This is a genomic window from Modestobacter sp. VKM Ac-2985 (assembly GCF_026967925.1).
Classification (GTDB): domain Bacteria; phylum Actinomycetota; class Actinomycetes; order Mycobacteriales; family Geodermatophilaceae; genus Modestobacter.
The window spans coordinates 1141790-1168619 of sequence record NZ_JAPVBI010000002.1; the positions used below are offsets into that span (position 1 = coordinate 1141790).

Here is a 26830-nt window from a genome sequence, read left to right on the forward strand (position 1 = left end):
GGACGGTGCTGTGGACGCGATGTTGACCACCAGGCGTGTCGCTGTGCACGACCCGGGGGAGCGGGCGGGGACGATGCCCGGCAAGGCCGTACCCCCGGTGCGCTCACCTGCAGGAACGCCCGGTTCCAGCCTGTGGACGGAGCGGCCCCGTCCATCGTTCGGGGGACAACCGTCCGCCCCGTGTCCACTGTCCGTGTGCACCTGTCCACGACCGGGTGTCCTCACCCCGGAGGCCCGCCGTCCGGCCCGATACGGTGCGTGCGTGGAGAAGCGACCTGACCGCGGCGCGCCGGCTGCGTCGACGGCGGTCCCTGCCGTCCGCACGGCGCCCCGCCCGGTGCCGGAGGTGGAGGTCCGCCGCAGCGCCCGACGACGCCGGACCGTCACGGCCTACCGGGAGAACGGGCGCACCGTGGTGCTCATCCCGGCGGCCTTCAGTGCTGCCGAGGAACAGCGCTGGGTCGATCAGATGGTCGCCAAGCTGCAGACCCGCGAAGAGCGGCGCCGCCGCACCCTCGGCTCCGACGACGACCTCATGGCCCGGGCGATGGAACTGTCCCGGGCGCACCTGGACGGGCGGGCGGTGCCGGCCAGCGTCCGCTGGGTGGACAACCAGAACCGGCGCTGGGGGTCCTGCACCCCGGCCGACCGCACGATCCGGTTGTCGAGTCGGCTTCGGGGGATGCCGGAGTTCGTCGTCGACTACGTGCTGGTCCACGAGCTGGCCCACCTGCTGGAGGCGAGCCACGACCAGCGGTTCTGGGCGCTGGTGCACGCCTACCCGCGCGCCGAGCGCGCGCTGGGCTTCCTCGAGGGCGTCGAACACGGCTCCGCTGGCGACCGGGCAGCCGGCGACGACGAACTGGAGCCCGGCGCCGTCGACTGAAAGACCCCGCTGCCCCCCACCACTCGCACGCTCGTGGCGGGCCCCTGCAGCGGGGCCGTTCCCCCGCCACGGGCTCGTGGCGGGGGCCGGGCAGTCAGGCGCGGGGCTCGGCTCCGCCGTCCTCGTCGTCCGGTGCGCTCTCGCCCTGCTCCGGCGGCGTGCCCGCCGACTCCTCGTCCATGCCCCCGGTCAGCTCGGCGAACGGGTCGCCTGCTCCCTGGCGGGCAACGAAGTCCAGCGGCTCGTCCAGGTCGTCCGACGTGGGCAGCAGGTCCGGGTGCGACCAGAGCCGGTCGCGCTCGGCCGGGCCGTGCTGCTGAGCCATCGCACCCCAGACCGTGCTGGCGTCACGCAGCCGCCGCGGGCGCAGTTCCAGACCGACCAGGGTGGCGAAGGTCTGCTCCGCCGGCCCACCCGAGGCCCGCCGCCGGCGCATCGTCTCGGCCAGCGCCGAGTGACCGGGCAGCCGCTCGGCGGCGGCTGCGGACACGACACTGTCCACCCAGCCCTCAACCAGGGCCAGCAGCGTCTCCAGCCGGCGCAGCGCCATCTGCTGCTCGGGGGTCTCCTCGGGCTCGAGCAACCCGCTGCCCAGCAGCTTCTGGATGCTCTCCGGGTCACTGGGGTCCAGGCCGCCCTCCATGCCGCTCATCGCGTCGTTCAGCCCGCGCTCGATGGCCTCGCGGTCGACGTGGATGCCCCGCGCGTAGGCGTGCACGGCGTCGGTCAGCTGCTGGCGGAGCCACGGCACGTGGGCGTACAGCCGCTGGTGGGCGGCCTCGCGCAGCGCCAGGAAGAGGCGGACCTCGTCCTCGGGACGGTCCAGCCCCTCGCCGAACGCGGCGACGTTCTGCGGCACCAGGACGCCGGCGCCCTGCGGTCCCAGCGGCAGGCCGACGTCGGTGCTGGTGGTGACCTCGTCGGCGAGCCGGGCCAGCGCCTGACCCACCTGGGCGCCGAACATGACGCCGCCCATCTGGCCCATGATCCCGGCCAGCGGACCGGCGAAGGACGCCGCCTCGGCCGGCAGTGCGCTGGTCATGGCGGCGACCACCCGCTCGGCCAGCGGGTCGATCAGTGCGGTCCAGGCCGGCAGCGTCTGCTCGACCCACTCCACCCGCGACCAGGCCAGGCCCCGGTCGACGCCGGAGGGCAGGTCGGTGACCTGGTCCAGCCAGAGGTCGGCCAGCCGCAGCGACTCGCTCACGGCCGCCTGCTCACCGGCGGACGTCGGCTGGTGGCCGGGAGCCAGCTGGCTGATCGCGCCCTGCCGGGCGAGATCCCAGTTCACCGGGCCGCCCGACCAGTTCATCAGCTTCTGCAGCTCGGCGAACAGCGGCATCTTGCCCAGCAGCTCCGCCGGGTTGCCACCGCCCGCTCCGCCCGCGCCGAAGAGTGCGCCGAGGCCGAAGGGGTCGTTGCCCGGCACGTCGCCGCCCTGGCCGCCGCCGCCCTGCCCGCCGGGCTCGCCCCGGCGCTCGGGGTCGCGGTCAGGGGGCCCGAAGCCGAAGGGGAGATCGCTCATGGTCCCACCGTAACCGCGTGCGACCCCGGCCGACCGGCGTCCGGACCCGCCACCGGGCGCACCGCCCCGACGGGGCGCTGACCTGCGTCGGACCGGCGACCTGCGCTGGTCACCTACGCTCGCCGTTCGACGGGCCCGCTCGCCGGGCCGTGGGCCCGACGACGGTGGCGGACCCGCCGAGGGCGGTCGACCGTCAACGAGGAGGGGTCGTGGTCGAGGGCGTGGGGACGGCGACGTCCCGGATGGGGCCGGGCGCCGCCGGTGCGGTGCACCGGTGACCCGGCGGACCACGGTCCTGGTAGCCGGTACCGCGCTGCTGCTGTTCTTCGGCGTGCTGGGGACACTGCTCCCGGTGCCCTTCGTGGCCCAGGTGCCCGGCCCGACCTACAACACCCTGGGTGACATCGACGGCACGCCGATCATCAGCGTGGAGGGCCGGGAGCCCAACGACGTCTCGGGCAACCTGAACCTGACCACCGTCGGCATCCCGCAGGACCAGCTGACGCTGGTGGGCGCGGTGCAGGGCTGGTGGGACGACGAGGTGGTGGTCGTCCCCCGCGAGCAGGTCTACCCGCCGGACCGGTCGGTGGAGGAGACCCAGGCGGAGAACCGGCAGGCCTTCCTCACCTCGGAGCAGGCCGCCCGCGGCGCCGCGCTGGGCGAACTGGGGTACCCCGAGGCGGTCGTCGTCCAGGAGCTCGCCGAGGACTCGGCGTCGGAGGGCAGCCTGGAGGCCGGCGACGCGATCGACGCGGTGGACGGCACGCCCACCCCGGACCTGGACGCGTTGTCAGCCGTCCTGGCGGAGACCCCGCCCGGTGCCTCGGTGGTCGTCGACTACCGGCGCGGCGGTGAGCCGGGGTCGACGACGGTGACCACGTCCCCGGCAGCCGAGGGTGAGGGCTCGGCGCTCGGCGTGCTGGTGCTGCAGACCCCGTACGCGTCGTTCGACGTGGGTATCGAGGTCGCGGACGTCGGCGGCCCGTCCGCCGGCCTGATGCTCGCCCTGGGGATCATCGACCTCGTGGGCGACACCGACCTCACCGAGGGGGCCGTGATCGCCGGCACCGGGACCATCGACACCGAGGGCGTCGTGGGCCCGATCGGCGGCATCCCGCTCAAGCTCGTCGCGGCCCGCGAGATCGGGGCCGAGCTCTTCCTGGTGCCCGCCGAGAACTGTGCCGAGGCGCTGCAGAACCCCCAGGAGGGCCTGCCCACGGCCCGGGTGGCGACGCTGGACGACGCGCTGACCGCACTGGCGGACCTGCGGGCCGGGCGGACGCCCACGCCGTGTTGACGTCGGCGTCCGCACCGTGCCCACGGCGCCTGATGGCACCGGCTGTCAGCGATCCGTGACCTGCTCGTGACCCCGCTGGGAACCCGGCGCCGCTGACAACAGTTGGAGGGGGCGGACCCAGCGGTCCCGCCCACCGCCCCTGGCGGTTCCCGGGCCCCTGTGATCGTGTTCCCCGGCCGGGCCCTTCGAGCCCGCGCTGCCTCGAAGTCGCAAGAAGACAGGAGACCGACCGTGGCCATGCGGCCCCCCGTGCCGGTGCCGACGCTGTCCCGGCGCGCCAAGCTGGTCATCGGCGTCGTCGCCGTGCTGCTGGTGCTCTTCACCGTGATCGGCACGCTGACCAACGCCTACGTCGACTACCTCTGGTTCGACGAGACCGGCTTCACCGAGGTGTTCTGGACCGAGATCCAGACCCGTGCGCTCCTGTTCGCCGTGGCCGCGGTGGCCACCGGGGGGCTGGTCGCCCTCGCGGTGTACCTGGCCTACCGGTTCCGCCCGACGTTCCGGCCGATGTCGCTGGAGCAGCAGAACCTCGAGCGCTACCGCCAGTCGGTCGAGCCGCGCCGCAAGCTGGTGCTGACCGGGATCGGCGTCGGCCTCGGCCTCTTCGCCGGCATCACCGCGCAGGGCAGCTGGCAGACCTGGCTGACCTACCGCAACTCCACCGACTTCGGCACGGTCGACCCGCAGTTCGGGCTGGACATCTCGTTCTTCGTCTTCGACTACCCGTTCTACCGGCTGCTGCTGGGCTTCGGCTTCGCCATCGTCCTTCTGGCGCTGATCGGGTCGGTGCTGACCCACTACGTGTTCGGCGGCCTGCGGCTGCAGACGCCGGGCCAGAAGCTCACCGGCGCGGCGCGCGTGCAGCTGTCGGTCCTGGTCGGGGTGTTCGTGGCCCTGAAGGCGGTCGCCTACTGGCTGGACCGCTACGAGCTGGTCTACTCCAACCGCGGTGAGGTCTTCAGCGGTGCGTCCTACACCGACCTGAACGCCCTGCTGCCGGCCAAGAACATCCTGGTCGGCGTCGCGGCGATCTGCGCCATCGCCTTCTTCGCCAACATCCTGGTGCGCAACACGCTGCTGCCGGCCGCGGCGCTGGTGCTGCTGCTGGCCTCCAGCCTGGTGATCGGGGTGGCCTACCCGGCCATCGTGCAGCAGTTCGTCGTCAACCCCAGCGCCAACCAGCGCGAGGCCCCCTACATCGAGCGGGCGATCGCGGCCACGCGCGACGCCTACGGCCTCGACGACGTCGAGTACGTCAACTACGCGCAGGACACCGCGGGCGATCCCAACGTCGACGCCGTCCTGTCCGAGCTGCGCAACGACGACCAGACCATCCCCAACGCCCGCCTGCTGGACCCCAACGTGCTCAGCGACACGTTCACCGCGCGCCAGCAGATCCGCAACGTGTACGGGTTCCCGGAGAAGCTGGACATCGACCGGTACACCATCGACGGCCAGACCCAGGACTACGTGGTCGCCGTCCGTGAGCTGAACAGCGACGGCCTGAGCGAGAACCAGGACAGCTGGATCAACCGGCACACCGTCTACACCCACGGCAACGGCTTCGTGGCCGCCCCGGCCAACCAGGTGACCGCCGGCCGCGAGGGTGGCGAGCCCAACTTCACCACCGGGAACCTGCCCACCACCGGCAACATCCCGGTGGACCAGAGCCGCGTCTACTACGGCGAGCTGATGAGCGACTACTCGGTGGTCGGTGCCCCCGAGGGGGTGCCCCCGCGGGAGTTCGACCAGCCGGAGGGCGGCTCGGACGAGGGACAGATCAACAACACCTACGACGGTGACGGCGGCATCGCGGCCGGGAGCTTCTTCCGCCAGCTGACCTTCGCGATCTTCTACCGCGAGCGGAACTTCCTGCTCTCCGAAGCGGTCAACGAGGAGTCCAAGGTGCTGCACGTCCGCAACCCGCGGGACCGGGTGCAGAAGGCCGCTCCGTTCCTCGAGGTCGACGGCGACCCCTACCCGGCGGTGATCGACGGGCGGATCGTCTGGATCCTCGACGGCTACACCACCTCGGACTCCTACCCCTACGCCGAGCAGATGGAGCTGGGCGAGGCCGCGACCGATGCCCTCACGGGCACGGGGACGACCGCGCTGCCGAACGAGACGTTCAACTACATCCGCAACTCGGTGAAGGCCACGGTCGACGCCTACGACGGCTCCGTGACGCTGTACGAGTGGGAGTCCGACCCGGTCCTCCAGACCTACATGAAGGCGTTCCCGGGAGTCGTCGAGCCGCGGGACTCGATGGGCGAGGAGCTGGAGGGCCACATGCGCTACCCGGAGGACCTGTTCAAGGTGCAACGGGAGATCCTCACCCGCTACCACGTCGACGACCCGGTCGACTTCTACAACCAGAACGACCGCTGGCAGATCCCGGACGACCCGACCCAGGACACCACGCAGGACCAGCCGCCGTACTACATCCTGGCCCAGCGGCCGGGTGACGAGCAGGCCAGCTTCCAGCTGACCAGCCCGATGAACGCGTTCGAACGGCAGAACCTGTCGGCGTTCATCTCGGCCTCGAGTGCGCCGGAGACCTACGGGGAGATCCAGGTCCTGCAACTGCCCGGCAACACCCCGTTCCGCGGGCCGGGCCAGGTGCAGAACGCCTTCGAGACCAACAACCTGATCCGGCCCGACCTGACCCTGTTCAACAGCGACAGTTCGACGGCGGTGTTCGGCAACCTGCTCACCCTGCCCATCGGGGACGAGGGGCTGCTCTACGTCGAGCCGCTGTACGTCCGGTCCTCGGGCGAGGGCGGGTTCCCGCTGCTGCAGAAGGTCCTGGTCAACTTCGGTGACCGGATCGGCTACGCCAACACCCTCTCCGAGGCCCTGGACCAGGTCTTCGGCGCCGGGGCGGGGGAGTCGGCCACCGACAGCAACGACATCGCCGACACCGTCGGCGAGGACGCCACCCCGGAGGTCGTGCCGGGGGCCGAGGACGACGAGGCCACTGACGGGACGACCGACGTCCCCGACGGGGCGATCGGCGGCGGGACCCCGGGCACCCCGGAGATGGCCGACGCGGTCTCGGACATCAACGCCGCGCTGGAGGCGCTCCAGACCGCCCAGCAGGGTGGTGACTTCGCCGGCCAGGGCGCGGCGCTGGAGGACCTGCAGGTCGCGGTCGAGGCCTACCAGGCGGCGCAGGCGGCAGCCGAGGCGTCACCGGGCGGCTGAGCTGGCGGCGGGGAGGGGGCCTGAGCGCCCCCTCCCCGCACACCTGGTAGTGTTGTCCTTACCGACGCGGGGTGGAGCAGCTCGGTAGCTCGCTGGGCTCATAACCCAGAGGTCGCAGGTTCAAATCCTGCCCCCGCTACAAAAGACAGGGCCCCTCACAGTGACTGTGAGGGGCCCTGTCGTGTGTGTCTGGGCCCCGAGCTCCGGGCCTCCTGGTGCTGCATCGGGGATCGAGGCCTCGCGTCGCTAGTCTCCTCGGCATGCGCGCCCGCCTCGTCGTCCGAACGGTCCTGTCCGCCGGCGCTCTGGTGGTGGTCACCGCCTGCGGCGGGGAGGCCGACGACACGGCCGTCACGGCCGACGGGGCTGTGTCGGAGACCGCGCAGGACACCGGGTCGGCTGCCGACGCCACGTCCTTCTGTGCCGACATGGACGACCTCTTCAGAGGGCTGGAGGCATCGGCGGAGGCCGAGGACGTGGCGGCCGGCGACCCCGGTGCCGTGCGCGACGTGCTCAGCGCGTTGACCGACCAGCTGGCGGCGATGGAGCCGCCCGCGGAGCTCGACGGTCAGTTCTCGGCCGTGGTCGGGGCAGGGCAGGACGCCATCGAGCAGACCGACGGGGCTGCCCCGGTCTCGACGGAGGGCCTGGCGGCGTGGCAGGGGGCCTTCGACGACTACTCGGCCCGGAGCGCAGCGCCCATGGACGACATCATGGAGCACGCGCAGGCCGAGTGCGGCGTCTCCCCGCCCAGCACGAACTGACCGTCGGCGGAGACGTCTGCCCAGCCAGGTCACGCCGGGGGACCACGGGACCGGCCCCCTCCCCGCAGGACAGGACGGCTCGACCACGGTCACCGTGGGGCGCCGTCCTCGTTCGTGCCGGGTCGTCCTGCCGTGCCGGTGTCCCTGGCCGGGAGGACGGCCGGGAGGACGGCCGGGAGGACGGCCGGGAAGATGGCCGGGGGGATGGCCGTTAGCATGGGTCGAGCACCTGCTTCAGGGACCTGTCGCTCGTCCGGCGACGACTTCTCCTGTGCGGTGGGTGCCCCGGCCATCGAGTGGTGGCTGCAGGTCCCCACCGTGGGTGGGCTGTCCGGCCCCGATCACGTCGATCTGCTGCAGATCCGTGGGGCCGGGTCGTGGATCGGAGCGACCGTCCTGGTCGTCTCCTCGCGACAGCCGTCACCCCGATCGCGGACCTGTGTGCGGCACCCGCCGCGGCCACCGGGCCGGGCGTTCCAGAGGAGGATTGTTGGCTCGACGAGGCCAGGCCCAGGCGGGCACCCGCCGTGGCGCCCCGCGCACCCAGCGACGCGCCCGGGACCGTGACGAGGGCGACCTCATCGCGGTGCTCGCCCGCACCGTCCGGGAGGTCGAGGCGGCCGCCCAGCGCGGTCGCGTGACCCCCGCCGTGCGAGCGAAGTTCCAGGTGGTGGCGCTCCTGGTGCGCGAGGAGCACGCTCGGGTCCGGGCGGAGGGGGCCGGCAGCGACAGCCGCCGGACCGAGCAGCTCAAGCGGCTCGACGGGATCGGGACGATCCTCGCGAAGACCGCCGTGCGGGACTCCGGTCTGCTCGCGCTCCTCGCCGAGGACGCGGTCGTGTCCGAGGCGGCCAGGTCGCTCAAGCGGCAGCTGCTGGCGTCCGTCGGCGTCGAGCCGGTCCCCGAGGTGGCGCCGGCGCCGGAGCCGGTCGCGGCCACCGTCGCCCCCGAGCGCCAGGTGGTGCCCCAGTCGGTCGTGTCGCGGCAGCTGGCCAACCCGTTCCTCGCACCGGACTTCTCCGCCGTCCGGCCCGCGGAGCCCCGGCCGCGCCGGCTGGCCGGGTGGGAGCTGATCGGCCCGCTGTTGAACTCCTTCGAGCGCGCATCGGGGGGCGCACCGGCCTGCCTGGACCTGCCGTTCCCGACCAGCCGCTTCACCCCGGCCGGGCTCGACCTGATGCCGCACCAGGGGCAGCTCGTCGCCGCAGCCGCCGCCGGCCACCGGACGTTCCTGCTGGCCGACGAACCCGGACTGGGGAAGACGGCGCAGGCGCTGCTGGCCGCAGAGGCGGCGGACGCCTACCCACTGCTCGTCGTCGTCCCGAACGTGGTCAAGACCAACTGGGCACGGGAGGCCGGCCTCTGGACGCCCCACCGCACGGCGACCGTGATCCACGGCAACGGGGAGACGATCGACGGCTTCGCGGACATCGTCGTCGTCAACTACGAGGTCCTGGACCGCCACGTGGGCTGGCTGGGCGACTTCGGGTTCGGCGGGATGGTCGTCGACGAGGCGCACTTCATCAAGAACAAGACGTCGCAGCGCTCCCAGCACGTGCTCGAGCTCTCCCAGCGGATCCGCACCCGCAACCCCCGGCCCCTGCTCATGGCGCTCACCGGGACGCCGTTGATCAACGACATCGAGGACTTCCGGGCCATCTGGCAGTTCCTCGGCTGGATCGACGACGCCAAGCCGCTCGCGGAGCTGATGGACTCCCTCGAGGAGACCGGGCTCACGCCCGCGGACGCCGGCTTCTACGCCACGGCCCGCCGATGCGTGATCGACCTGGGCATCGTCCGGCGCCGCAAGGTCGACGTGGCCGCCGACATCCCCGCGCGCCGGATCGCCGACCTGCCCGTCGAGCTCGACGGGGCGGCCGGCCGGTCGATCCGTGCGGCCGAGCGCGACCTCTCGCGCCGGCTGGTCAAGCGGTACGAGTCCGCGCTCGCGGCCCGCGAGTCCGCCACCGCCGTCGAGGGCATCGACGCAAGCCTGGTGCGCCAGGTGGCGCGCTGGGAGCTGAAGGACGCGACCTCGACCAAGGCCGGGGAGAACGTCTTCAGCATGATGCGGCGGATCGGCGAGGCGAAGGCCGGCCTCGCCGCCGACTACGCCGCGCAGCTCGCCCGCAGCGCCGGCAAGGTCGTCTTCTTCGCCAAGCACATCGACGTCATGGACACCGCCGAGGAGGTCTTCACCAAACAGGGTGTGCGCTTCTCCTCGATCCGCGGTGACCAGACGCCGGGGGCGCGGCAGCGGAACATCGACGCGTTCGTCAACGACCCGGCCGTCTCCGTCGCGGTCTGCTCCCTGACCTCGGCCGGCGTCGGGCTCAACCTGCAGGTCGCCTCGAACCTGGTGCTCGCCGAGCTCTCCTGGACCGACGCCGAGCAGACCCAGGCCATCGACCGCGCCCACCGGATCGGCCAGACCGAGCCGGTCACCGCCTGGCGGATCATCGCCGCGCAGACGATCGACGCCCGGATCGCCGAGCTGATCGACAGCAAGGCCGGTCTCGCGGCCCGCGCACTGGACGGGTCGGACGAGGAGGTCGGTTCCTCGACCGACGTGCAACTCGAGGCGTTGGTCGCCCTGCTGACCGATGCGCTGGAGGTGGCGGCCGCGCCGGTTCCCGCCGCCGAGCTCACCCTCTGACCCCCCCCGGTGCAGGTGGTCCGCGGCGTGGGGTAACGTTCTCCTTGCGACGCGGGGTGGAGCAGCTCGGTAGCTCGCTGGGCTCATAACCCAGAGGTCACAGGTTCAAATCCTGTCCCCGCTACCAACCGGAGGGTCCGGTCACCGTCATGGTGACCGGGCCCTCCGTCTGTGCGCCCAGCCGGTTGGGCAGACTCTGGCTGCTGCCGGAGGACCCGGCAGCGCCGTCGATGAGGAGGACCTCCAGATGGACGCGGGACCGATCGCCGACCGGGCACGTCGATGGCCGGGGCAGGTCACCGAGCGGACGTTGGCCGACGGGCGGCCGATCCTCTACTTCGACGACGAGGCGACCGACGGCCCGGTGCACACCACGGCCGACGCCCGTCCGCTGCTGGAGGCGCCCCGGGCGGGAGAGGTGCGCTACGACGTCCTCACCGGTGAGTGGGTGACCATCGCCGGGCACCGGATGAACCGCACGTTCCTGCCCAGCGCGGCCGACTGCCCGCTCGACCCCACCCGCGACCCGGCCCGGCCGACCGAGGTGCCCGACAGCGAGTACGACGTCGCCGTCTTCGCCAACCGCTTCCCGAGCTTCGCGCCGCTGACCGCCGGACCGGCCGAGGGGGCGCCCGCCGTCCCGTTCGGCCCGCCCGATGCCCCCGCCTACGGGCACTGCGACGTGGTCGTGTTCTCCAGCGACCACGACGCCGCGGTCGTCGACCTGCCGGCTGCCCGGATGCGCACGATCGTGGAGGCCTGGGCGCAGCGGACGGCGGTCCACTCGGCCGACCCCGGGGTGGCCGAGGTCTTCGTGTTCGAGAACAGCGGCCAGGAGATCGGGGTGACGCTGACCCACCCGCACGGGCAGGTCTACGCCTATCCCGTCGTCGCGCCGCGCACCGGCCAGCTGCTCGAGCAGGCCCGCCGGCACCGCGACGCGACCGGCGGCAACCTGCTGGCCGACGTGCTGGCCGCCGAGCAGGCCGAGGGGACCCGCGTCGTGCTGGCCGGCGAGCACTTCACCGCCTACGTGCCTCGAGCCGCGCGCTGGCCGGTGGAGGTCCACCTCGCACCGCACCGCGACGTGCCCGACCTGGCCGCCCTGGACGACGCCGAGCGGGCCGAGCTGGCCGGGCTCTACCAGGAGCTGCTGCGCCGGGTGAACCGCTTCCACCCCGGTGTGGAGCGGGTGCCCTACATCTCCGGCTGGCACCAGGCACCGACCGGCGAGGAGCGCGACCTGGGCCGGCTGCACCTGCAGCTGTTCTCGCTGCTGCGGGCCCCCGGGAAGTTGAAGTACCTGGCCGGCTCGGAGTCCGGCATGGGCGCCTGGATCAACGACACGACCCCGGAGCGGATCGCCGAGCGGCTGCGCGAGGTGGCGTCGTGACCGCGCAGGAGCAGGGCGACCTCGCCGTCGCCGAGCTGCGGGCCACCTGGGGGAGCGACCCGGACGGCGTCTGGGCCGCACCCGGCCGGGTCAACCTGATCGGGGAGCACGTCGACTACACCGGCGGGCGCTGCCTGCCCTTCGCGCTGACCCGGGTGACCGCCGCTGCGGTCCGCAGGCGGGACGACGACCGGGTCCGGATCAGCAGCACCGACCCCGACGCCGAACCGTTCGAGGGGACGCTGGCCGACCTCGGCCCCGGCGACGTCTCGGGCTGGGTCGCCTACGCCGCGGGGACCCTCTGGTCGCTGCAGCAGGCCGGCGTCGACGTGCCGGGCCTGGACCTGGCGGTGAGCAGCGACGTGCCGCTGGGCGCCGGGTTGTCCAGCTCCGCCTCGCTGGAGGCGGCGGTGGCCCTGTCGGCGGCCGAGCTGGCCGGCCGGGGCGACGACCGCGAGCTGCGGCACCTGCTGATCCAGGCCGCGATCCGGGCGGAGAACGAGGTCGTCGGCGCCGGCACCGGCGGGATGGACCAGACCGTCGCGCTGCTGGCCGAGGAGGGCTCGGCCCTGCTCATCCACACCCGGGACTCCCGCACCGAGCCGGTGCAGCTGGGGCTGGCCGAGGCCGGCCTGGAGCTGATGGTCATCGACACCCGGGTCTCCCACACCCTGGCCGACGGCCAGTACGCCCAGCGCCGCGCCGACTGCGAGGAGGCGGCCCGCCAGCTCGGCCTGGAGTGGCTCAGCGACGCCACCCCGGCCGACGTGGCCCGGCTGGGCGACCCGCGGCTGCAGGCCCGCGCCCGGCACGTGGTCACCGAGAACCAGCGGGTCGACGAGGTCGTCGAACTGGTCCGGGCCGGCCGGGTCGCCGAGATCGGGGCGCTGCTCGACGGTTCGCACACCTCGCTGCGCGACGACTACGAGGTGTCGGCGGTGGAGCTCGACGTGGTCGTGGCGGCGGCCCGGGCAGCCGGTGCGCTCGGCGCCCGGATGGTCGGCGGCGGCTTCGGCGGCTCGGCCATCGCGCTCATCCGGTCCACCGACGCCCCGGCGGTCGGCGACGCGGTCACGGCCGCCTGCCGAGCGCGGGACCTGACGCTGCCCGGCATCCTCACCGTCACCTCCGGTCCGGCGGCCCGCCGGCTGTCCTGACCCGTCGCGGCCGGGGAACACCCCGGCCGCGACGGGGGTTCGGCAGAGCATGGAGCCGACCGTCACCGACGCCCCCGAGGACAGCCGCTACGAGATCCGGGACGGCGACCGGCTGCTCGGCCAGGCCGCCTACCAGCGCCGCGGCGACCAGGTGGTGTTCACCCACACCGAGGTCGACAGCGACGCCGGGCACTCCGGGGTGGGCAGCACCCTGGTGCGCGCCGCCCTGGACGACGTGCGGAGCAAGGGCGGCACCGTCGTGCCGATGTGCTCGTTCGTGCGCGGCTGGATCGAGCGGCACCCCGAGTACCGGGACCTGGTCGCCGACGAGGCCTGAGGCGACAGGGTCGCTGGGGCCTGAGGCGACAGGGTCGCTGGGGCCTGAGGCGACAGGGTCGCTGGGGCCTGAGCCAGCTGCGGGCGCGCGGCGCGCGCCTGAGAGGCTGGGGGCATGCGTGCCCTGGTCACCGGTTGGTTCAGCTTCGACGAGGTGATCGCCACCATCGGCGACGAACTGGGTGCCGATGCGGTGGTCGGCTGGCTCACCGAGGCCGGCATCGACCACGACGTCGCCTGGGCGCCCTACCTCCAGCGGGGTGCGAACTGGCGCGACGTCGACCCGGCCGACTACACCCACCTGGTCTTCGTCAGCGGTCCGCTGTCGGACAGCCCGTTGCTGCGGGAGCTGACCGATGCCTTCGCCGACGCGCAGCGGTGGGCGGTGAACGTCTCGGTCGTCTCCGAGGCCGGGCGTGGGCTGTTCCACCGGGTCTGGGAGCGGGACGCCCCCGGCATCGCCCGGCCGGACCTGGCGATCGGGACCACCACCCCGGACGTCCCGGTCGTCGCTGTCGCCTTCGCGCCGCCGCAGGAGGAGTACGGCGACCGCAGTCGGGCCGCCCAGGTGCGGAGCGCGATCGAGAGCTGGCTGGGGGCCCGGGCGATCCCGTGGTTCGAGCTCACCATGGACCTCTACGAGAAGCCGCACGAGCGGTTCCCACTGCAGGTGGAGGCGCTGGTCCGCCGCGCCGACGTGGTGGTGAGCATGCGGCTGCACGCCCTGGTCCTCGGGCTGGCGCACGGCGTCCCGGTGGTCGCCTGCGACGCCGTCGTCGGCGGGGCGAAGGTGACCGCCCAGGCCGCGGCGCTCGGCTGGCCGGTCGTGCTGCCCGCCGAGCAGGTCGACGCCAACTCCCTGGACGCGGCGCTGGAGCACGCGCTGTCGGGCACGCTGACCGAGGAGCTCGCCGAGGCGCGGCGCCGGGGAGCGGTCGGCAACGCGGCGGCGCGCGAGTGGTTCCTCCAGGAGCTCGCCGCCGGGTGACCGGATGGGTGTGAGCGGCGTCACGGCTGAGCTAGCGTCGGGGTGCTGACCACCGTCCGCCTGGAGGCCGCCGTGACCGCACCGATGCTGGACCTCGACGCCGTCGACCTGTCCGACCGGACGTTCTGGGGCGCCCCTCCGGAGCAGCGGCACGCGGTCTACGACCAGCTGCGCCGCGAGCGCCCGTTCGCGTTCTTCGCCGAGCCGGTGATCCCCTACATCGAGCCCGGTCCCGGCTACCACGCGGTCACCCGGTACGCCGACGTCGAGGCGATCAGCTGCCAGCCGATGCTGTTCTCCTCCGGGGCCGGGGCGGTCTCCATCGCCGACATGCCCCCGGACCTCAACGAGTTCTACGGGTCGCTGATCAGCATGGACGACCCCCGGCACGGCAAGATCCGGCGGATCGTGGCCAAGGCGTTCACGCCGCGGGTGCTGGAGAAGCTGGTGGGCAACGTGCAGGCCGTGGCCGACGACGTGGTCACCCGCGCCCGGCGCGCCGCCGAGGACGGCGACGGCACCATCGACGTGGTCGCCGACCTGGCCGCGCCCATCCCGCTGCGGGTCATCTGCGACATGATGGGCATCCCGGACGGCGACCGTGCCCTGGTGCTGCGGCAGTCGAACGTCATCCTCTCCGGCGGTGACCCCGAGCTCGTCGTGGACGAGGAGCAGATGGTCACCGCCTTCTTGAAGGCGGGGGAGGAGCTCGCCGGCCTGATGGCCCGGCTGGCCGCGGAACGGCACGCGCACCCGGCCGACGACCTGACGACTGCGCTGGTCACCACCGAGGTCGACGGTGAGCGGCTGACCCACCAGGAGATCGCCTCGTTCTTCATCCTGCTGCTGGTCGCCGGCAACGAGACGACCCGCAACGCGATCTCCCAGGGCGTGCTGGCGCTCGCGGAGCACCCGGCGGAGCGGGAGCGGTGGGCCGCCGACCCCGGGCTCACCCGCACCGCGGTGGAGGAGATCGTGCGCTGGACCAGCCCGATCACCTGGATGCGCCGGACGGCGACGCAGGACGTCGAGCTGTCCGGGCAGTCGTTCCCGGCCGGGTCGAAGTTCCTGCTGTTCTACGGGGCGGCCAACCGCGACCCCGCCGTCTTCGCCGACCCGCACCGGTTCGACCTCTCCCGCGACCCGAACCCGCACGTCGGGTTCGGCTCCCGCGGTCCGCACTTCTGCCTGGGCGCGCACCTCGCCCGCCGGGAGATCGGCGTGGCCTTCCGGGCGTTCGCCGACCAGCTGCCCGACCTGGAGGTCATCGGCCCACCGGCCCGGCTGGAGTCCTCGTTCGTCAACGGGCTCAAGCGGCTGCCGGCGCGGCTGACGGGGGTGCGATGACCCGGGTGGTGGTCGACCGCGAGGTCTGCATGAGCGCGGGGGTGTGCGAGGTGGAGGCGCCGGAGGTCTTCGAGCTGGACACCGCCGGCCGGCTGCAGGTCGGTGAGCCGACCGACCTCACGGCGGTGGAGACCGCGGTGCGCGCGTGCCCGACCGGGGCGCTCTCGCTGGTCGAGGACTGACGGCTCACCCCAGCGGGCGCAGTGCGGTGGCGAACCGCTGTTCCAGCCGGGCCGGCACGGGTCGCCGCTGCCGCAGCGCGGCGGGCAGCCGGCGCAGCACCCCGGCCAGCGCCCGGCGGGCAGCCGCGTCCGCCGTCGCCTGCCGGGTCAGCCGGCCGGTCGCGGCCAGTGCCACCGGCAGCGGGCGGCGCAGCCAGTCGACGAGCACGTCGTTGCGGGTCTGCAGCGCCCACCGGGCCGGGCTGGGTGCGTCCGGGCCGGCGGGGTCGTGCCAGGCGACGACGTCCCCGCTGAACACCAGCTGCCATCCGGCGGCCGCCAGGTCCAGGGCCAGCAGGTGCTCCTCGCCGCCGAAGAACAACAGTGGGGAGAAGCCGCCCACGGCCAGGTGGGCGTCCCGACGGACGACGGCGGCGAAGGCGGGGAAGCTCAGCACGTCCGGACCGGCAGCAGAGCGACCGAGGGCGGCGGCGCGGTGCTTGCCGGTCACGGCGTCCTCGCTGCCGTCCCTGGCCATCCGCACCCGGCCGACGACCACGGCGACGTCCGGGTGGGTGTCCAGCAGGTCGGCCGCCGTCTCCAGCGCGTCCGGCTCCCACCAGGAGTCGTCGTCGGCGAAGGCCACGTAGCGGGTCCCGGCCCGCCGGACGCCGTGGTCGCGCGCGACTGCCCCGGCGTTGGCGGGCAAGGAGAGCACCTCGACCCGGGGGTGCGTGGCCCGGACGGCGTCGGCGGTGCCGTCGGAGGACGCGTTGTCCACCACGATCACCGGTGGCCCGCCGGGGGAGTCCAGCCGGTCGAGGGAGCGCAGCAGCGACTCACGTCGGTCCATGGTGGCGACGACGACGCTGACCCGGGGCTCGCTCACGACCAGCCCCTACCCGGCTGCCCGGCACTGAACGGGTGGTCGCGGTGTGGGACCGGCCACCGGGCCCGGGCTCAGGCGGTGAGGGCGGTGCCCTCGGCCGGGGTGTGCAGCGCGGCGACCAGGGAGTCCAGGGGCAGGTCCAGGGTGTCGGCCAGCGCGGCGACGGTGAAGAAGGCCGGCGTCGGGACCCGGCCGGACTCGATCTTCCGCAGCGCCTCGAGGCTCACGCCGGAGGTGGCGGCGACCTCGGCGGGGGAGCGGTCACCGCGCGCGGCGCGGAGCAGGCCACCCAGCCGGCGGCCGCGCTCGCGCTCCTCGGGGCTCAGCGGCGGTCGGACCATGGTCGTGATAGTAATACTGGGATACCAATACCGGAAGGGTTGAGATGATCGAGCTGCGCACACCAGAGGAGATCGACGCGATGCGCGCCGCCGGGGCGGTCGTCGCCGACATGCACGCCGCGGTGCGGGCACTGGCCGCGCCCGGGGTGCGGCTGAGTGAGCTGGACGCCGCGGCCCGCCAGGTCCTCGCCGACGCCGGCGCCACCTCTCCGTTCCTCGGCTACGCGCCCTCGCCCACGACCCCGCCGTTCCCCGGGGTGGTCTGCCTGTCGGTCAACGACGTGGCGCTGCACGGCATCCCCACCGCCCAAGAGCTCGAGGACGGCGACCTGCTCAGCGTCGACGCCGGGGCGACGCTCGACGGCTGGGTGGGCGACGCGGCCCGCACCTACCCGATCGGCACGCCCCGGCCGGCGGACCTCGAGCTCGTGGAGACCACCGAGCGGGCGCTGGCTGCCGGGATCGCTGCGGCCGTGGTCGGCAACCGGGTCGGCGACATCTCCGCGGCGATCGCCGCCGTCGGCCGGGCCGGCGGCTGCGGCATCAACACCGACCAGGGCGGGCACGGGGTGGGGCGCACCATGCACGAGGCGCCGCACGTGCCCAACGAGGGCCGGGCCGGCCGCGGGCTGCCGCTGCGGGCGGGGCTGGTGATCGCGATCGAGCCCTGGTTCCTGGCCGGCGGCAGCGACGACTACCGGGTCGACGCCGACGGCTGGACGCTGCGCAGCGCGGACGGCAGCCGCGCCGCCCACGTCGAGCACACCGTGGCGGTCACCGCCGACGGCCCCCGCATCCTCACCCTCCCCGCCTGAGCACGCCGTTGGTCACCCAGCGCGGTCTCCCGGATCGGGAGACGACGCTGGGTGACCAACGGCTGCGGCCGTCAGGCGAGGGCCTGGTCCAGGTCGGCGAGGAGGTCGTCGACGTCCTCGATGCCGACCGACAGGCGGACCAGGTCGGCGGGCACCTCCAGGGGGGAGCCGGCGGCGCTGGCGTGGGTCATCCGGTGCGGGTGCTCGATCAGCGACTCCACGCCGCCCAGCGACTCGGCCAGGGTGAACAGCGACGTGCGCTCGCAGACCCGCAGCGCAGCCTCCTCGCCGCCCTTCAGCCGGAAGGAGACCATCCCGCCGAAGCCGGACATCTGCTTCGCCGCGATCTCGTGGTTGCGGTGCTGCGGCAGGCCCGGGTAGAGCACGTCGTCGACGGCCGGGTGGGCCAGCAGCCACTCGGCGATCCGGCCGGCGTTGGCGCTGTGCCGGTCCATCCGGACGCCGAGGGTCTTCAGGCTGCGCAGCACCAGCCAGGCGTCGAACGGGCCGGCCACCCCGCCCATCGCGTTCTGGTGGTAGGCCAGCCGCTCACCGAGGTCGGCATCGGCGACCACCAGCGCCCCGCCGACGACGTCGGAGTGCCCGCCGAGGTACTTCGTCGTGGAGTGCACGACGACGTCGGCGCCCAGCGTGAGCGGCTGCTGCAGGTAGGGGCTGGCGAAGGTGTTGTCGACGACCAGCAGCGTGCCCGAGGCGTGCGCGATCTCGGCCAGCGCGGCGATGTCGGAGACGTTGAGCAGCGGGTTGCTCGGCGTCTCGCACCAGATCACCCGCGCGGTCTCGGGTGCGACGGCGGCCCGGACGGCGTCCAGGTCGTTGAGGTCGACCGGCTGGTGGCTGATGCCCCATGGGGCGAGCACCCGCGAGATCAACCGGTAGGTGCCGCCGTAGGCGTCGCCACCGAGCACGATCGAGTCACCCGGCCGGCACACGGTGCGCAGCAGGGTGTCCTCCGCGGCGAGCCCGGAGGCGAAGGCCAGCCCGCGGGTGCCCTGCTCGAGGGAGGCCAGGGCTGTCTGCAGGGTGTCCCGGGTGGGGTTGGCGCTGCGGCTGTACTCGTAGCCGCCGCGCAGTCCGCCGACGCCGTCCTGCTTGTAGGTGGTGGTCAGGTGCAGGGGCGGGATGACCGCGCCGGTGGCGGGGTCAGGGTCCTGCCCGGCGTGGATGGCGCGCGTGTTGAACCCGGTCATGGCCCCACCGTAGGAGCCGGGATGCCGACCAGGTGGCCCAGCACGTCCTGCCGGGTGACGACGCCGGCCGGCTTCCCGTCCACGTGCACCAGCAGCGCATCGGCGTCGCCGAGGGCCCCGACCGCGGCCGAGACCGGCTCGCCGGAGCCGATGATCGGCAACGGGGCGGACATGTGCCGCTCCACCGGGTCGGCCAGCGTTGCCCGGCCGGTGAACAGCGCGTCGAGCAGTGTCTTCTCCGCGACCGAGCCGACCACCTCACCGGCGGTCACCGGCGGCTCGGCCTTCACGACCGGCAGCTGGCTGACCCCGTACTCGCGCAGGATGTCGATCGCGTCGCGCACCGTCTCGTTCGGGTGGGTGTGCACCAGCGTCGGGGTGCTGCCGGACTTCGCGTCCAGCAGTTCGCCCACGGTCTCGCCGCCGCCGGCGTCCAGGAACCCGTAGTCGGCCATCCACTCGTCGTTGAAGATCTTGCCCAGGTAGCCGCGGCCGCCGTCGGGCAGCAGCACCACCAGGACGTCGTCCTTCGTCAGCCGCTCGGCCACCCGCAGGGCCGCGACGACGGCCATCCCGCAGGACCCGCCGACCAGCAGGCCCTCCTCGCGGGCCAGCCGCCGGGTCATCGCGAAGGAGTCGCCGTCGGAGACCGCGACGATCTCGTCGGCGATCGACTTGTCGTAGGCCTCGGGCCAGAAGTCCTCACCGACGCCCTCGACCAGGTAGGGGCGGCCGGTGCCCCCGGAGTAGACCGAGCCCTCCGGGTCGGCGCCGATGACCTGGACCCGGCCGCCGCTGGCCTCCTTGAGGTAGCGGCCGACGCCGGAGATGGTGCCGCCGGTGCCCGCGCCGGTGACGAAGTGGGTGATCTTCCCGTCGGTCTGCGTCCAGATCTCCGGCCCGGTGGTCTCGTAGTGCGAGCGCGGGTTGTTCGGGTTGGCGTACTGGTCGGCCTTCCAGCCGTTCGGGGTCTCCTTGGCCAGCCGGTCGGAGACCGAGTAGTAGGACCGCGGGTCGGCCGGGTCGACGGCGGTGGGGCAGACGTGCACCTCGGCGCCGTAGGCCTTCAGCACGTTGATCTTCTCCTGGCCCACCTTGTCCGGGCAGACGAAGATGCACTTGTAGCCGCGGGTCTGGGCCACCAGCGCCAGCCCGATGCCGGTGTTGCCGCTGGTCGGCTCGATGATCGTGCCGCCCGGCCGGAGGTCGCCGGCGGCCTCGGCTGCCTCGATCATCCGCAGCGCGATCCGGTCCTTCACCGAGCCGCCCGGGTTGACGTACTCGACCTTGGCCAGCACCAGCGGTGCGTCCGGGCCGAGGTGGGAGGTCACGGCGTTCAGCCGGACCAGCGGGGTGTCGCCGATGAGCTCGACGACGGACTCGGCGTACTGCACGGGGTCTCCTGCTCTGCGGGTGGGCCGGCGGCGGATCCCGCGCACCGGCGTACCCGACCATCCCACCAGACGCCGCCGGGTGCCTCAGTACGGCAGGTAGTAGGTGAGCAGGTCGGCCGTCAGCGGGGGGAACAGGGCCTCGTAGAGCTCGGCGTCCCGGCCGGGGTACACGTCCGGCCGCCGCCGGGACAGCCCGTGCATGCCGTGCGGGCCGAGGAGCAGGGCGCCCACCTGGTCCGGGGCGACGCCGGCGCCGCCGGCCGTCCCCGGCGCCTGCAGCCGCCCACCCGCGACCACCGGACCCAGCCCGTCGTCGGTGGCCGGCAGTCGCCAGCTCGCGCCGTAGGTGGAGACGACGACGTCGCGGCGGGCGCCGACGGCGCCGGCCCGGCGGCCGAGCACCGGCCGCAGCGCCTCCAACAGGGCGCCCGGCTCGGGGACCCGCACGTAGTACTGCTCGGCCAGGTCGCTGCCGGCGCCCAGCCGGTCGGCCCAGGCGCGGCCGGGGAGGCTGGCCGGGCGGTCGGTGACCCGGACCGGCCGGCCTGCGGCCAGCGCGGTCACGCCGGCCAGCAACCCGGCGGCCGCGGCGTCGTCCACCGCGGTCGGCTCGGCGACCAGCACGTCGTCGTCCGGCTCGGGGACCCGGGCGGAGGCGACGACCGCGCCGTCCCGGTCCAGCACCCAGGTGGTGCTCGCCTCGTGCGCCACCAGCCAGCGCAGCCGGGCCGCCGGGTGCGGCATCGCGACGTCCGCACCGGCCTGGGCGGCGTCCTGCAGCCGGGCCAGCGCCGGCAGGTCCGCCGGCGTGGCCGGCCGCAGCCCCGCAGCCGGGGCCGGGAGGGTGTGCACCGGCCGGGCCGGGGGGACGTCGATCGCGTACTCGTAGCCGAACAGCCGGTAGAAGTACGGGATCCCGATCATCACCTGCAGCAGGTCACCCCGGGCCGCGGAACGGTCGTGCGCCCAGGCCATCAGCGCCCGCACCAGACCCCGGCCCTCGTAAGCCGCGTCAGTGGCCACCAGCTCGACCTGGCCGGCGGGCAGGACGACGTCCTCCAGCCGCACGGACTCGGCCAGCAGCGTGGCGGTGGAGACCACCCGGTTGCCGTCCACGACGACGGCGGTGGCCTCCCAGCCGGTGTCCGGGTCCTCGACGACCAGCCGATGGTCCAGGGCGTCGGCCGGCTCACCGCGGTCGGCCAGCAGCGCACCCACCTGCTCGAGGTCGCCGGGCCGGCAGCCCCGCAGCACGAGCCCGCCGGGGAGCAGATGCTCCGCTGCCGCCGTCGGGCTCATCCTGCGGACCCTGGCGCACGAGGCGGCGCGGCGGCAACCGAGTTCTCTGCCCGGGCGCGCTGAGCGTCGCTTTACGCCGTATACCCTCGGTCCGCCGGGGCGTCACCCCCCGGCCAGGCGGACGTCGAACCCACGGCTCACCCGCCGCACTGGAGAGGGACCCCCGAGACGATGACCGAGAGTCTGGGCGCACTGCACCAGGAGCTGGCGGGCGTCGTCCTCGTGGGGCGGGAGCTGCCTGAGGTGTTGACCGAGATCGTCCAGATCTCCCACCGTGCGATCCCCGGTGCCGAGGCCACCTCGATCACGCTCATCCGTGACGACCGCCCCTTCACCGCTGCCTTCGACGGGCAGATCGCCATGGACGCCGACGAGCTGCAGTACGCGTACGGGTACGGCCCGTGCGTCGACGCAGGGCGGTCCGGGGAGGTCTTCCTCGTGGAGGACATGCGCCACGAGGAGCGCTGGCCCGAGTACGCACAGCAGGTCGCGGGGCTGGGGGTGCTCAGCTCGCTGTCGATCCCGCTGCCCTTCCAGGGCGCGAACATCGGCGCGCTGAACAACTACGCACGCCACCCCGGGGCCTTCGGCGTGGCCGACGTGACCATCGGCGAGGAGGTGGCGGCCTTCGTCGCGATCGCCGTCGGCAACGCCGAGGCCGCTGCCCGGGCCACCAACGACGTGGCCAACATGCGTCAGGCGATGGCCTCCCGCGCGGCGATCGAGCAGGCCAAGGGCATCCTGATGGAGCGCTACAAGATCACGCCCGAGCAGGCGTTCACGCTGCTCACCCACGCGTCGCAGCGCACCAACGTCAAGCTGCGCGACATCGCCGAGGAGCTCGCCGCGACCGGGCTGCTGCGCGGCAGCTGACCGGCGGCTGGCGTCCTGCTCGGGGGCGGGGCGAGGATCAGGGCATGCGACAGACCCGGCGCCGGCCGGCCGCGGTGCCGGGCGCCCGATGACCGTCGTGCTCGGCGCCGACCTCGGCACCAGCGGGCTCAAGCTCGCCGCGCTGGACCTCGACGGTGCCGTGGTCGCGGAGGCCGAGGTCGGCTACCCGGTCGACCGCCCGCGGCCGGGCTGGGCGCAGACGGAGGTGGCCGTCTGGTTGCGGGCGCTGGACGACGCCCTCGCCGCCGTGGCCGGGACGCTGGGCGACCGGCCGGTGGCCGCCCTCGGGTTCTCCGGCCAGATGCACGGCGCCGTGCTGGTGGACCGGTCCGGCGCCGCGCTGGCCCCGGCGCTGCTGTGGCCCGACCAGCGCGCGACCGGGGAGCTGGCGCGCTGGCGGGAGCTCCCCGGACCCGACCGCGCCGCACTGGCCAACCCCCTGGCCGCCGGGATGACCGGACCGCTGCTGGCCTGGCTGGGGGTCCACCGCCCGGAGCTGGTCGCCCGGGCTGCGACGGTGCTGCTGCCCAAGGACGCCGTCCGGGCCGCGCTGGTGCCCGGTGCGGACCCGGCCGTCACCGACCGCAGCGACGCGTCGGCGACGCTGCTGTGGGACGTGCCCGGCGACCGCTGGTCGACCACGGCCACCGTCGCCGCCGGCGTCGACCCGGCCCTGCTCCCGGCCGTCGTGCCGGGGTCGACCGTCGTCGGGGTGGCGCCCGTGCTCGGCGGGGGAGTGCCGGTCGTGGTCGGTGGCGCGGACACCCCGCTCGCGCTGCTGGCCGCCGGCACCACCACCGGCGTCCAGGTCAACCTCGGCTCGGGCGCCCAGGTCATCCGGCCGCAGGTCTCCCCGCAGCCGGTCGCCGACCCCGTCGTGCACTGCTACGCCGACGTGGAGGGCGGCTGGTACGCCATGGCCGCGCTGCAGAACGCCGGCACCGCGTGGGCCTGGGTCCGCGAGGTGCTGGGCCTGGACTGGCCGGCCTTCACCGCCGGCCTGGCCGCCACCCGCCCAGGAGCGGGCGGCGTGGTGTTCTCCCCGTTCCTGACCGGCGAGCGGGGCGGGGTGGCCGGGCCGGCCGACCGCGGCGGCTGGACGGGGCTGTCGGCCGACACCACCCGGGCCGACCTCGCCCGCGCGGCGCTGGAGGGCGTGGCGTGCGCCGTGGCGGCAGCGCTGGACCTGCTCGGACCGGAGGCCGGCGGGCCGGTCGTGCTGACCGGCGGGGGTGGCCGGGACGCCGGGGTGCAGCAGCTCCTGGCCGACGTGCTCGACCGGCCGGTGCAGCACGTGCAGGTCCGGAGCGCATCGGCAGCCGGCGCCGCGGTCCTCGCCGCGCGCGGCGTGGGCCTGGCCCTGGAGCCCGGTCGGGCGGCCGGGCCGGTCGTCGAGCCGCGACAGGCGGCGGCGTTCGCCGCCGTCCGCGAGCGCTGGGCCGCGGCCCGGCGCTGACCCCCGGTCGCCGCGCGGAACGCCCGCGTCGCTGGCACCGTTGTCCTCGACGAGCGGGCCCGGCCGGGAGCCGCAGGAGTGCAAGGGGGTGGGCGCACCATGGCGTCGCTGATGAACAAGGTCATGCAGTTCGCGAACAGCCCGAAGGGCAAGCAGATGGTCCGTCAGGCGACGGACAAGGCCCAGCAGCTGGCCAACGACCCGAAGAACCGGGCGAAGATCGAGGACGTCCGGCGCCGGCTGCAGGGCGGTCGCGGCGGCTCCGGCACCGGGCCGGGCACCACCCACTGACCCGCGTGCACTGACCCGTCCGACCCACGCCGGCGGCGCTCACTCCCCCCGGGGGGCGAGCGCCGTCAGCACGTCGGCGTGCAGGACGCCGTTGCTGGCCACCGCGCTGCCGCCGGCCGGCCCGGCGTTGCCGGCGAGGTCGCTGAACGCGCCCCCCGCCTCGCGCACGATGACGTCGAGGGCGGCGAGGTCCCACAGGGACACCTCGGGCTCGCAGGCGACGTCGACGGCGCCCTCGGCGACCATCATGTAGCTCCAGAAGTCGCCGTAGGCGCGGGTCCGCCAGACCTGACGGGTCAGGTCGAGGAACGGCTCGAGCCGGTCCTGCTCCTCCCAGCCGGAGAGGCTGGAGTAGGACAGGCTCGCGTCGGCCAGGGCACCCACCTGCGAGACCGTGCAGCGGGTGGCGTTCTCCAGCCGGCGTCCGGTCCAGGCGCCGGTGCCCGCCGCAGCCCACCACCGCCGGTTCAGGGCCGGTGCCGAGACCAGTCCGACCACCGGCAGGTCGCCGTCCAGCAGGGCGACCAGGGTCGCCCACACCGGGACGCCGCGGACGAAGTTCTTGGTGCCGTCGATCGGGTCGATCACCCACCGGCGATCTCCCCGGCCGGTGCTGCCGAACTCCTCGCCGAGCACGGCGTCCCGGGTGCGGGCGCGGGCCAGCGTGCTGCGCAGCTGCTCCTCGACCGCGTGGTCGGCGTCGGTGACCGGGGTGAGGTCGGGCTTGGTGTCCACCTTCAGGTCCTGCGCCCGGAACCGGTCCAGGCTGATCGCATCGGCCTGGTCGGCCAGTACGTGCGCCAGGCGCATGTCCTCGTTGTATCCCCGCTGGCCAGCCGTCATGGCCCGAACCTAGCGGGCGGGGTCCGCAGAGCCCCGCCCGCCGACGGTGACGTGCTGGAGCGGCCCCCTCTCAGGGGCCCGCCCCGAGCGTGCGAGGGGTGGGGGGAGAGGGGGTCCTTCTAGTTGAAGACGGCCTTGCTGACCGCCGCCGGGGTGTCGTACTCCTGGTCGTCGATCCCCTTCAGGGCGTCGAGGACCTCGCCGCTGCCTCCGTGGGACTCCGCGTGCTTCACCACGTCGTCCTTCCTCGCCGGGTAGTCCATGCCGGACAGGGCCTTCTGGATGTCGATCGGGCTCACCATGGCCCGCCGGGTACCCGACAGCTGTGCCGGCGATGCACGGATACCGTCGGGGCGTGGAAGCCGGGAGCATCGTCGGGCTGTTGGCCGATCCGGTGCGGCTGAAGGTCGTTGCCGCGCTGGCCCTCGGCGCGACCACGATCCAGGACGTCGCCGACCTGTCGGGGCTGTCCCTGAAGGAGGTCGCGCTGGCCGCGCGGCGGTTGGCCCGGGCCGGCCTGGTGCACCGCGACGGTCACCTCCTCACGCTGCACGCCGAGCGCTTCGGGGAGGCGGCCCGGGCAGCGGCCGCCACCGCACCGCCCGCGCCGCAGCTGTCCGCCGATCCCGGGGCGGACGCCGTGCTGCGCGCCTTCGTCCGGGACGGCAGGCTGGTCTCCGTCCCCGCGCAGCACAGCAAGCGGCGGGTCGTGCTCGAGCACCTCGTGCACGTCTTCGAGCCGGGTGTCCGCTACCCGGAGCGGGAGGTCAACGCACTGCTCGCCGCCTGGCACCCGGATGTGGCCGCGCTCCGCCGATACCTGGTGGACGAGGCGCTGCTGTCCCGGGAGTCCGGGGTCTACTGGCGCAGCGGCGGATACGTGGAGGTGTGACGGTGCGACGGCAGGTGTTCGCGTTCTCGGGAGTGATCCAGCCGCGGCCGGGAGAGCGGGGCAACCGGCCGCTGCTGGAGCACGTCCTGGCGCTGGGTGCGGCCCGTCGCACGGACGGCGGGCCGGTGCGGCTCTGCTACCTCCCGACGGCGGTGGGCGACGACCCGGCGGCGGTCTCGGCGTACCAGCGGGTGTTCGGGGGCCGGGACGACGTCGTCCTGAGCGTGCTGCGGCTGTTCCCGCAACCCAGCGTCGCCAACGTGCGCAGCCACCTGCTGACCCAGGACGTCGTGCTGGTCGAGGGCGGCAGCGTGGTGAACGCGATGGCGGTCTGGCGGGCACATGGCCTGCACACGGTGCTGCGCGAGTGCTGGGAGGCCGGGGTGGTGCTCGCCGGGCCGAGCGCGGGCAGCCTGTGCTGGCACGTGGGCGGGCCCACCGACTCGTGGTCCGACCGGCTCGACCCGTTCACCGACGGGCTGGGGTTCCTGCCCTACAGCAACGGCGTGCACGACGACCTGACCGACCAGCCGCGCCGGGAGACCTACCGCAGGCTGGTCGCCGCCGGGACCCTGCCGGCCGGCCACGCGACCGAGGACGGCGTGGGTCTGCACTACGTGGGTGCGGAGCTCGCGGAGGCGGTCACGGTGCGGCCCGGGGCCCGGGCGTGGCGGGTGGACCCGGACGGGCGCGGCGGCTGGACCGAGCGCGCGATCACCCCCCGCGAGATCTGACCCGCGAAGCCCCGCCCCTTCCCGGCGGCCCCGTCCCGAGGCTCGTCCCGAGCT

Annotated in this window: 25 protein-coding genes and 2 tRNA genes; 19 read left to right on the forward strand and 8 right to left on the reverse strand. The window is 74.0% G+C overall.

Translation table 11 applies throughout. From position 1 onward, the window contains the following. The first annotated feature begins 262 nt into the window (after nt 1–262). Nucleotides 263–886, forward strand: coding sequence for a M48 metallopeptidase family protein (locus O2V61_RS14770; protein ID WP_269184028.1), 624 nt, complete (start codon nt 263–265; stop codon nt 884–886). A 94-nt stretch (nt 887–980) separates the two neighbouring features. On the opposite strand, the gene O2V61_RS14775 is transcribed toward O2V61_RS14770, so the two are convergent. Continuing rightward, nucleotides 981–2411, reverse strand: coding sequence for a zinc-dependent metalloprotease (locus O2V61_RS14775; protein WP_269184029.1), 1431 nt, complete (start codon nt 2409–2411; stop codon nt 981–983). 274 nt (nt 2412–2685) lie between these two features. Here O2V61_RS14775 and O2V61_RS14780 point away from each other — a divergent pair, with 274 nt between their 5' ends. The 12 genes from O2V61_RS14780 (at nt 2686) to O2V61_RS14835 (ending at nt 15738) form a co-directional block, all read left to right on the forward strand. Then, nucleotides 2686–3708 carry a YlbL family protein gene (locus tag O2V61_RS14780; protein ID WP_269184030.1) on the forward strand — a complete coding sequence of 341 codons (1023 nt, stop codon included), beginning with the start codon at nt 2686–2688 and terminating at the stop codon, nt 3706–3708. Between the two features lie 237 nt (nt 3709–3945). After that, nucleotides 3946–6915, forward strand: coding sequence for a UPF0182 family membrane protein (locus O2V61_RS14785; protein ID WP_269184031.1), 2970 nt, complete (start codon nt 3946–3948; stop codon nt 6913–6915). A 65-nt stretch (nt 6916–6980) separates the two neighbouring features. Further along, nucleotides 6981–7054 (forward strand) — tRNA-Met (locus O2V61_RS14790). A 121-nt stretch (nt 7055–7175) separates the two neighbouring features. Then, nucleotides 7176–7679, forward strand: a complete 504-nt coding sequence (locus tag O2V61_RS14795; RefSeq protein ID WP_269184032.1) for a hypothetical protein — start codon at nt 7176–7178, stop codon at nt 7677–7679. 490 nt (nt 7680–8169) lie between these two features. Further along, nucleotides 8170–10335, forward strand: coding sequence for a DEAD/DEAH box helicase (locus tag O2V61_RS14800; protein WP_269184033.1), 2166 nt, complete (start codon nt 8170–8172; stop codon nt 10333–10335). Nucleotides 10336–10385: 50 nt separating this feature from the next. Beyond that, nucleotides 10386–10462, forward strand: a tRNA-Met gene (locus O2V61_RS14805). 120 nt (nt 10463–10582) lie between these two features. Next, complete coding sequence (galT, locus tag O2V61_RS14810; protein ID WP_269184034.1) at nt 10583–11728, forward strand: galactose-1-phosphate uridylyltransferase; 1146 nt, start codon at nt 10583–10585, stop codon at nt 11726–11728. Next, the gene (gene galK, locus O2V61_RS14815) at nt 11725–12885 is read left to right on the forward strand and encodes a galactokinase (protein WP_269184035.1); all 1161 of its coding nucleotides are present in this window, start codon (nt 11725–11727) and stop codon (nt 12883–12885) included. The genes galT and galK overlap by 4 nt, the downstream gene beginning before the upstream one ends. 49 nt (nt 12886–12934) lie before the next feature. Beyond that, the gene (locus O2V61_RS14820) at nt 12935–13222 is read left to right on the forward strand and encodes a GNAT family N-acetyltransferase (protein ID WP_269184036.1); all 288 of its coding nucleotides are present in this window, start codon (nt 12935–12937) and stop codon (nt 13220–13222) included. 114 nt (nt 13223–13336) lie between these two features. Then, nucleotides 13337–14209 (forward strand): polysaccharide pyruvyl transferase family protein, encoded by an 873-nt coding sequence (locus O2V61_RS14825; RefSeq protein ID WP_269184037.1) that lies wholly within the window; start codon nt 13337–13339, stop codon nt 14207–14209. Between the two features lie 72 nt (nt 14210–14281). After that, nucleotides 14282–15556 (forward strand): cytochrome P450, encoded by a 1275-nt coding sequence (locus O2V61_RS14830; RefSeq protein ID WP_269184038.1) that lies wholly within the window; start codon nt 14282–14284, stop codon nt 15554–15556. Further along, nucleotides 15553–15738 carry a ferredoxin gene (locus tag O2V61_RS14835; protein WP_269184039.1) on the forward strand — a complete coding sequence of 62 codons (186 nt, stop codon included), beginning with the start codon at nt 15553–15555 and terminating at the stop codon, nt 15736–15738. The genes O2V61_RS14830 and O2V61_RS14835 overlap by 4 nt, the downstream gene beginning before the upstream one ends. 4 nt (nt 15739–15742) lie before the next feature. Here O2V61_RS14835 and O2V61_RS14840 read toward each other — a convergent pair whose 3' ends face one another. After that, nucleotides 15743–16606 (reverse strand): glycosyltransferase family 2 protein, encoded by an 864-nt coding sequence (locus O2V61_RS14840; protein ID WP_269184040.1) that lies wholly within the window; start codon nt 16604–16606, stop codon nt 15743–15745. A gap of 71 nt (nt 16607–16677) precedes the next feature. Continuing rightward, nucleotides 16678–16947: a helix-turn-helix domain-containing protein gene (locus tag O2V61_RS14845; protein WP_269184041.1), complete on the reverse strand. Its 270-nt coding sequence runs from the start codon at nt 16945–16947 to the stop codon at nt 16678–16680. Between the two features lie 44 nt (nt 16948–16991). On the opposite strand from O2V61_RS14845, the gene map reads away from it, so the two are divergent. Continuing rightward, on the forward strand, nt 16992–17762 hold the full coding sequence (gene map, locus O2V61_RS14850; protein WP_269184042.1) for a type I methionyl aminopeptidase: 771 nt from the start codon (nt 16992–16994) through the stop codon (nt 17760–17762). A gap of 71 nt (nt 17763–17833) precedes the next feature. On the opposite strand, the gene O2V61_RS14855 is transcribed toward map, so the two are convergent. The 3 genes from O2V61_RS14855 to O2V61_RS14865 all read right to left on the reverse strand — a co-directional run bounded on the left by O2V61_RS14855 (nt 17834) and on the right by O2V61_RS14865 (nt 21666). Beyond that, nucleotides 17834–18973 carry a cystathionine gamma-synthase gene (locus tag O2V61_RS14855; RefSeq protein WP_269184044.1) on the reverse strand — a complete coding sequence of 380 codons (1140 nt, stop codon included), beginning with the start codon at nt 18971–18973 and terminating at the stop codon, nt 17834–17836. Continuing rightward, complete coding sequence (locus O2V61_RS14860; protein ID WP_269184045.1) at nt 18970–20367, reverse strand: cystathionine beta-synthase; 1398 nt, start codon at nt 20365–20367, stop codon at nt 18970–18972. Before O2V61_RS14860 ends, O2V61_RS14855 begins: the two co-directional genes overlap by 4 nt. 84 nt (nt 20368–20451) lie before the next feature. Continuing rightward, a complete protein-coding gene (locus O2V61_RS14865; protein ID WP_269184046.1) occupies nt 20452–21666 on the reverse strand; it encodes a GNAT family N-acetyltransferase in 1215 nt (404 codons plus the stop codon). Nucleotides 21667–21837: 171 nt separating this feature from the next. On the opposite strand from O2V61_RS14865, the gene O2V61_RS14870 reads away from it, so the two are divergent. The 3 genes from O2V61_RS14870 (at nt 21838) to O2V61_RS14880 (ending at nt 24307) form a co-directional block, all read left to right on the forward strand. Further along, nucleotides 21838–22539, forward strand: coding sequence for a GAF and ANTAR domain-containing protein (locus O2V61_RS14870; protein ID WP_269158747.1), 702 nt, complete (start codon nt 21838–21840; stop codon nt 22537–22539). A gap of 88 nt (nt 22540–22627) precedes the next feature. Further along, a complete protein-coding gene (locus tag O2V61_RS14875; RefSeq protein WP_269184047.1) occupies nt 22628–24016 on the forward strand; it encodes an FGGY family carbohydrate kinase in 1389 nt (462 codons plus the stop codon). Between the two features lie 99 nt (nt 24017–24115). Then, nucleotides 24116–24307 (forward strand): hypothetical protein, encoded by a 192-nt coding sequence (locus tag O2V61_RS14880; RefSeq protein ID WP_269184048.1) that lies wholly within the window; start codon nt 24116–24118, stop codon nt 24305–24307. A 39-nt stretch (nt 24308–24346) separates the two neighbouring features. Here the strand turns inward: O2V61_RS14880 and hisN are convergent, their stop codons facing one another. Both hisN and O2V61_RS14890 read right to left on the reverse strand, forming a co-directional pair. Further along, on the reverse strand, nt 24347–25150 hold the full coding sequence (gene hisN, locus O2V61_RS14885; protein WP_269184049.1) for a histidinol-phosphatase: 804 nt from the start codon (nt 25148–25150) through the stop codon (nt 24347–24349). 119 nt (nt 25151–25269) lie between these two features. Further along, on the reverse strand, nt 25270–25452 hold the full coding sequence (locus O2V61_RS14890; protein ID WP_269184050.1) for a DUF2795 domain-containing protein: 183 nt from the start codon (nt 25450–25452) through the stop codon (nt 25270–25272). 53 nt (nt 25453–25505) lie between these two features. Here O2V61_RS14890 and O2V61_RS14895 point away from each other — a divergent pair, with 53 nt between their 5' ends. Together O2V61_RS14895 and O2V61_RS14900 are read left to right on the forward strand one after the other, a co-directional pair. Further along, on the forward strand, nt 25506–26042 hold the full coding sequence (locus O2V61_RS14895; RefSeq protein WP_269184051.1) for a DUF2087 domain-containing protein: 537 nt from the start codon (nt 25506–25508) through the stop codon (nt 26040–26042). A gap of 2 nt (nt 26043–26044) precedes the next feature. After that, nucleotides 26045–26776 (forward strand): peptidase E, encoded by a 732-nt coding sequence (locus tag O2V61_RS14900; RefSeq protein WP_269184052.1) that lies wholly within the window; start codon nt 26045–26047, stop codon nt 26774–26776. Nucleotides 26777–26830 lie beyond the last annotated feature (54 nt).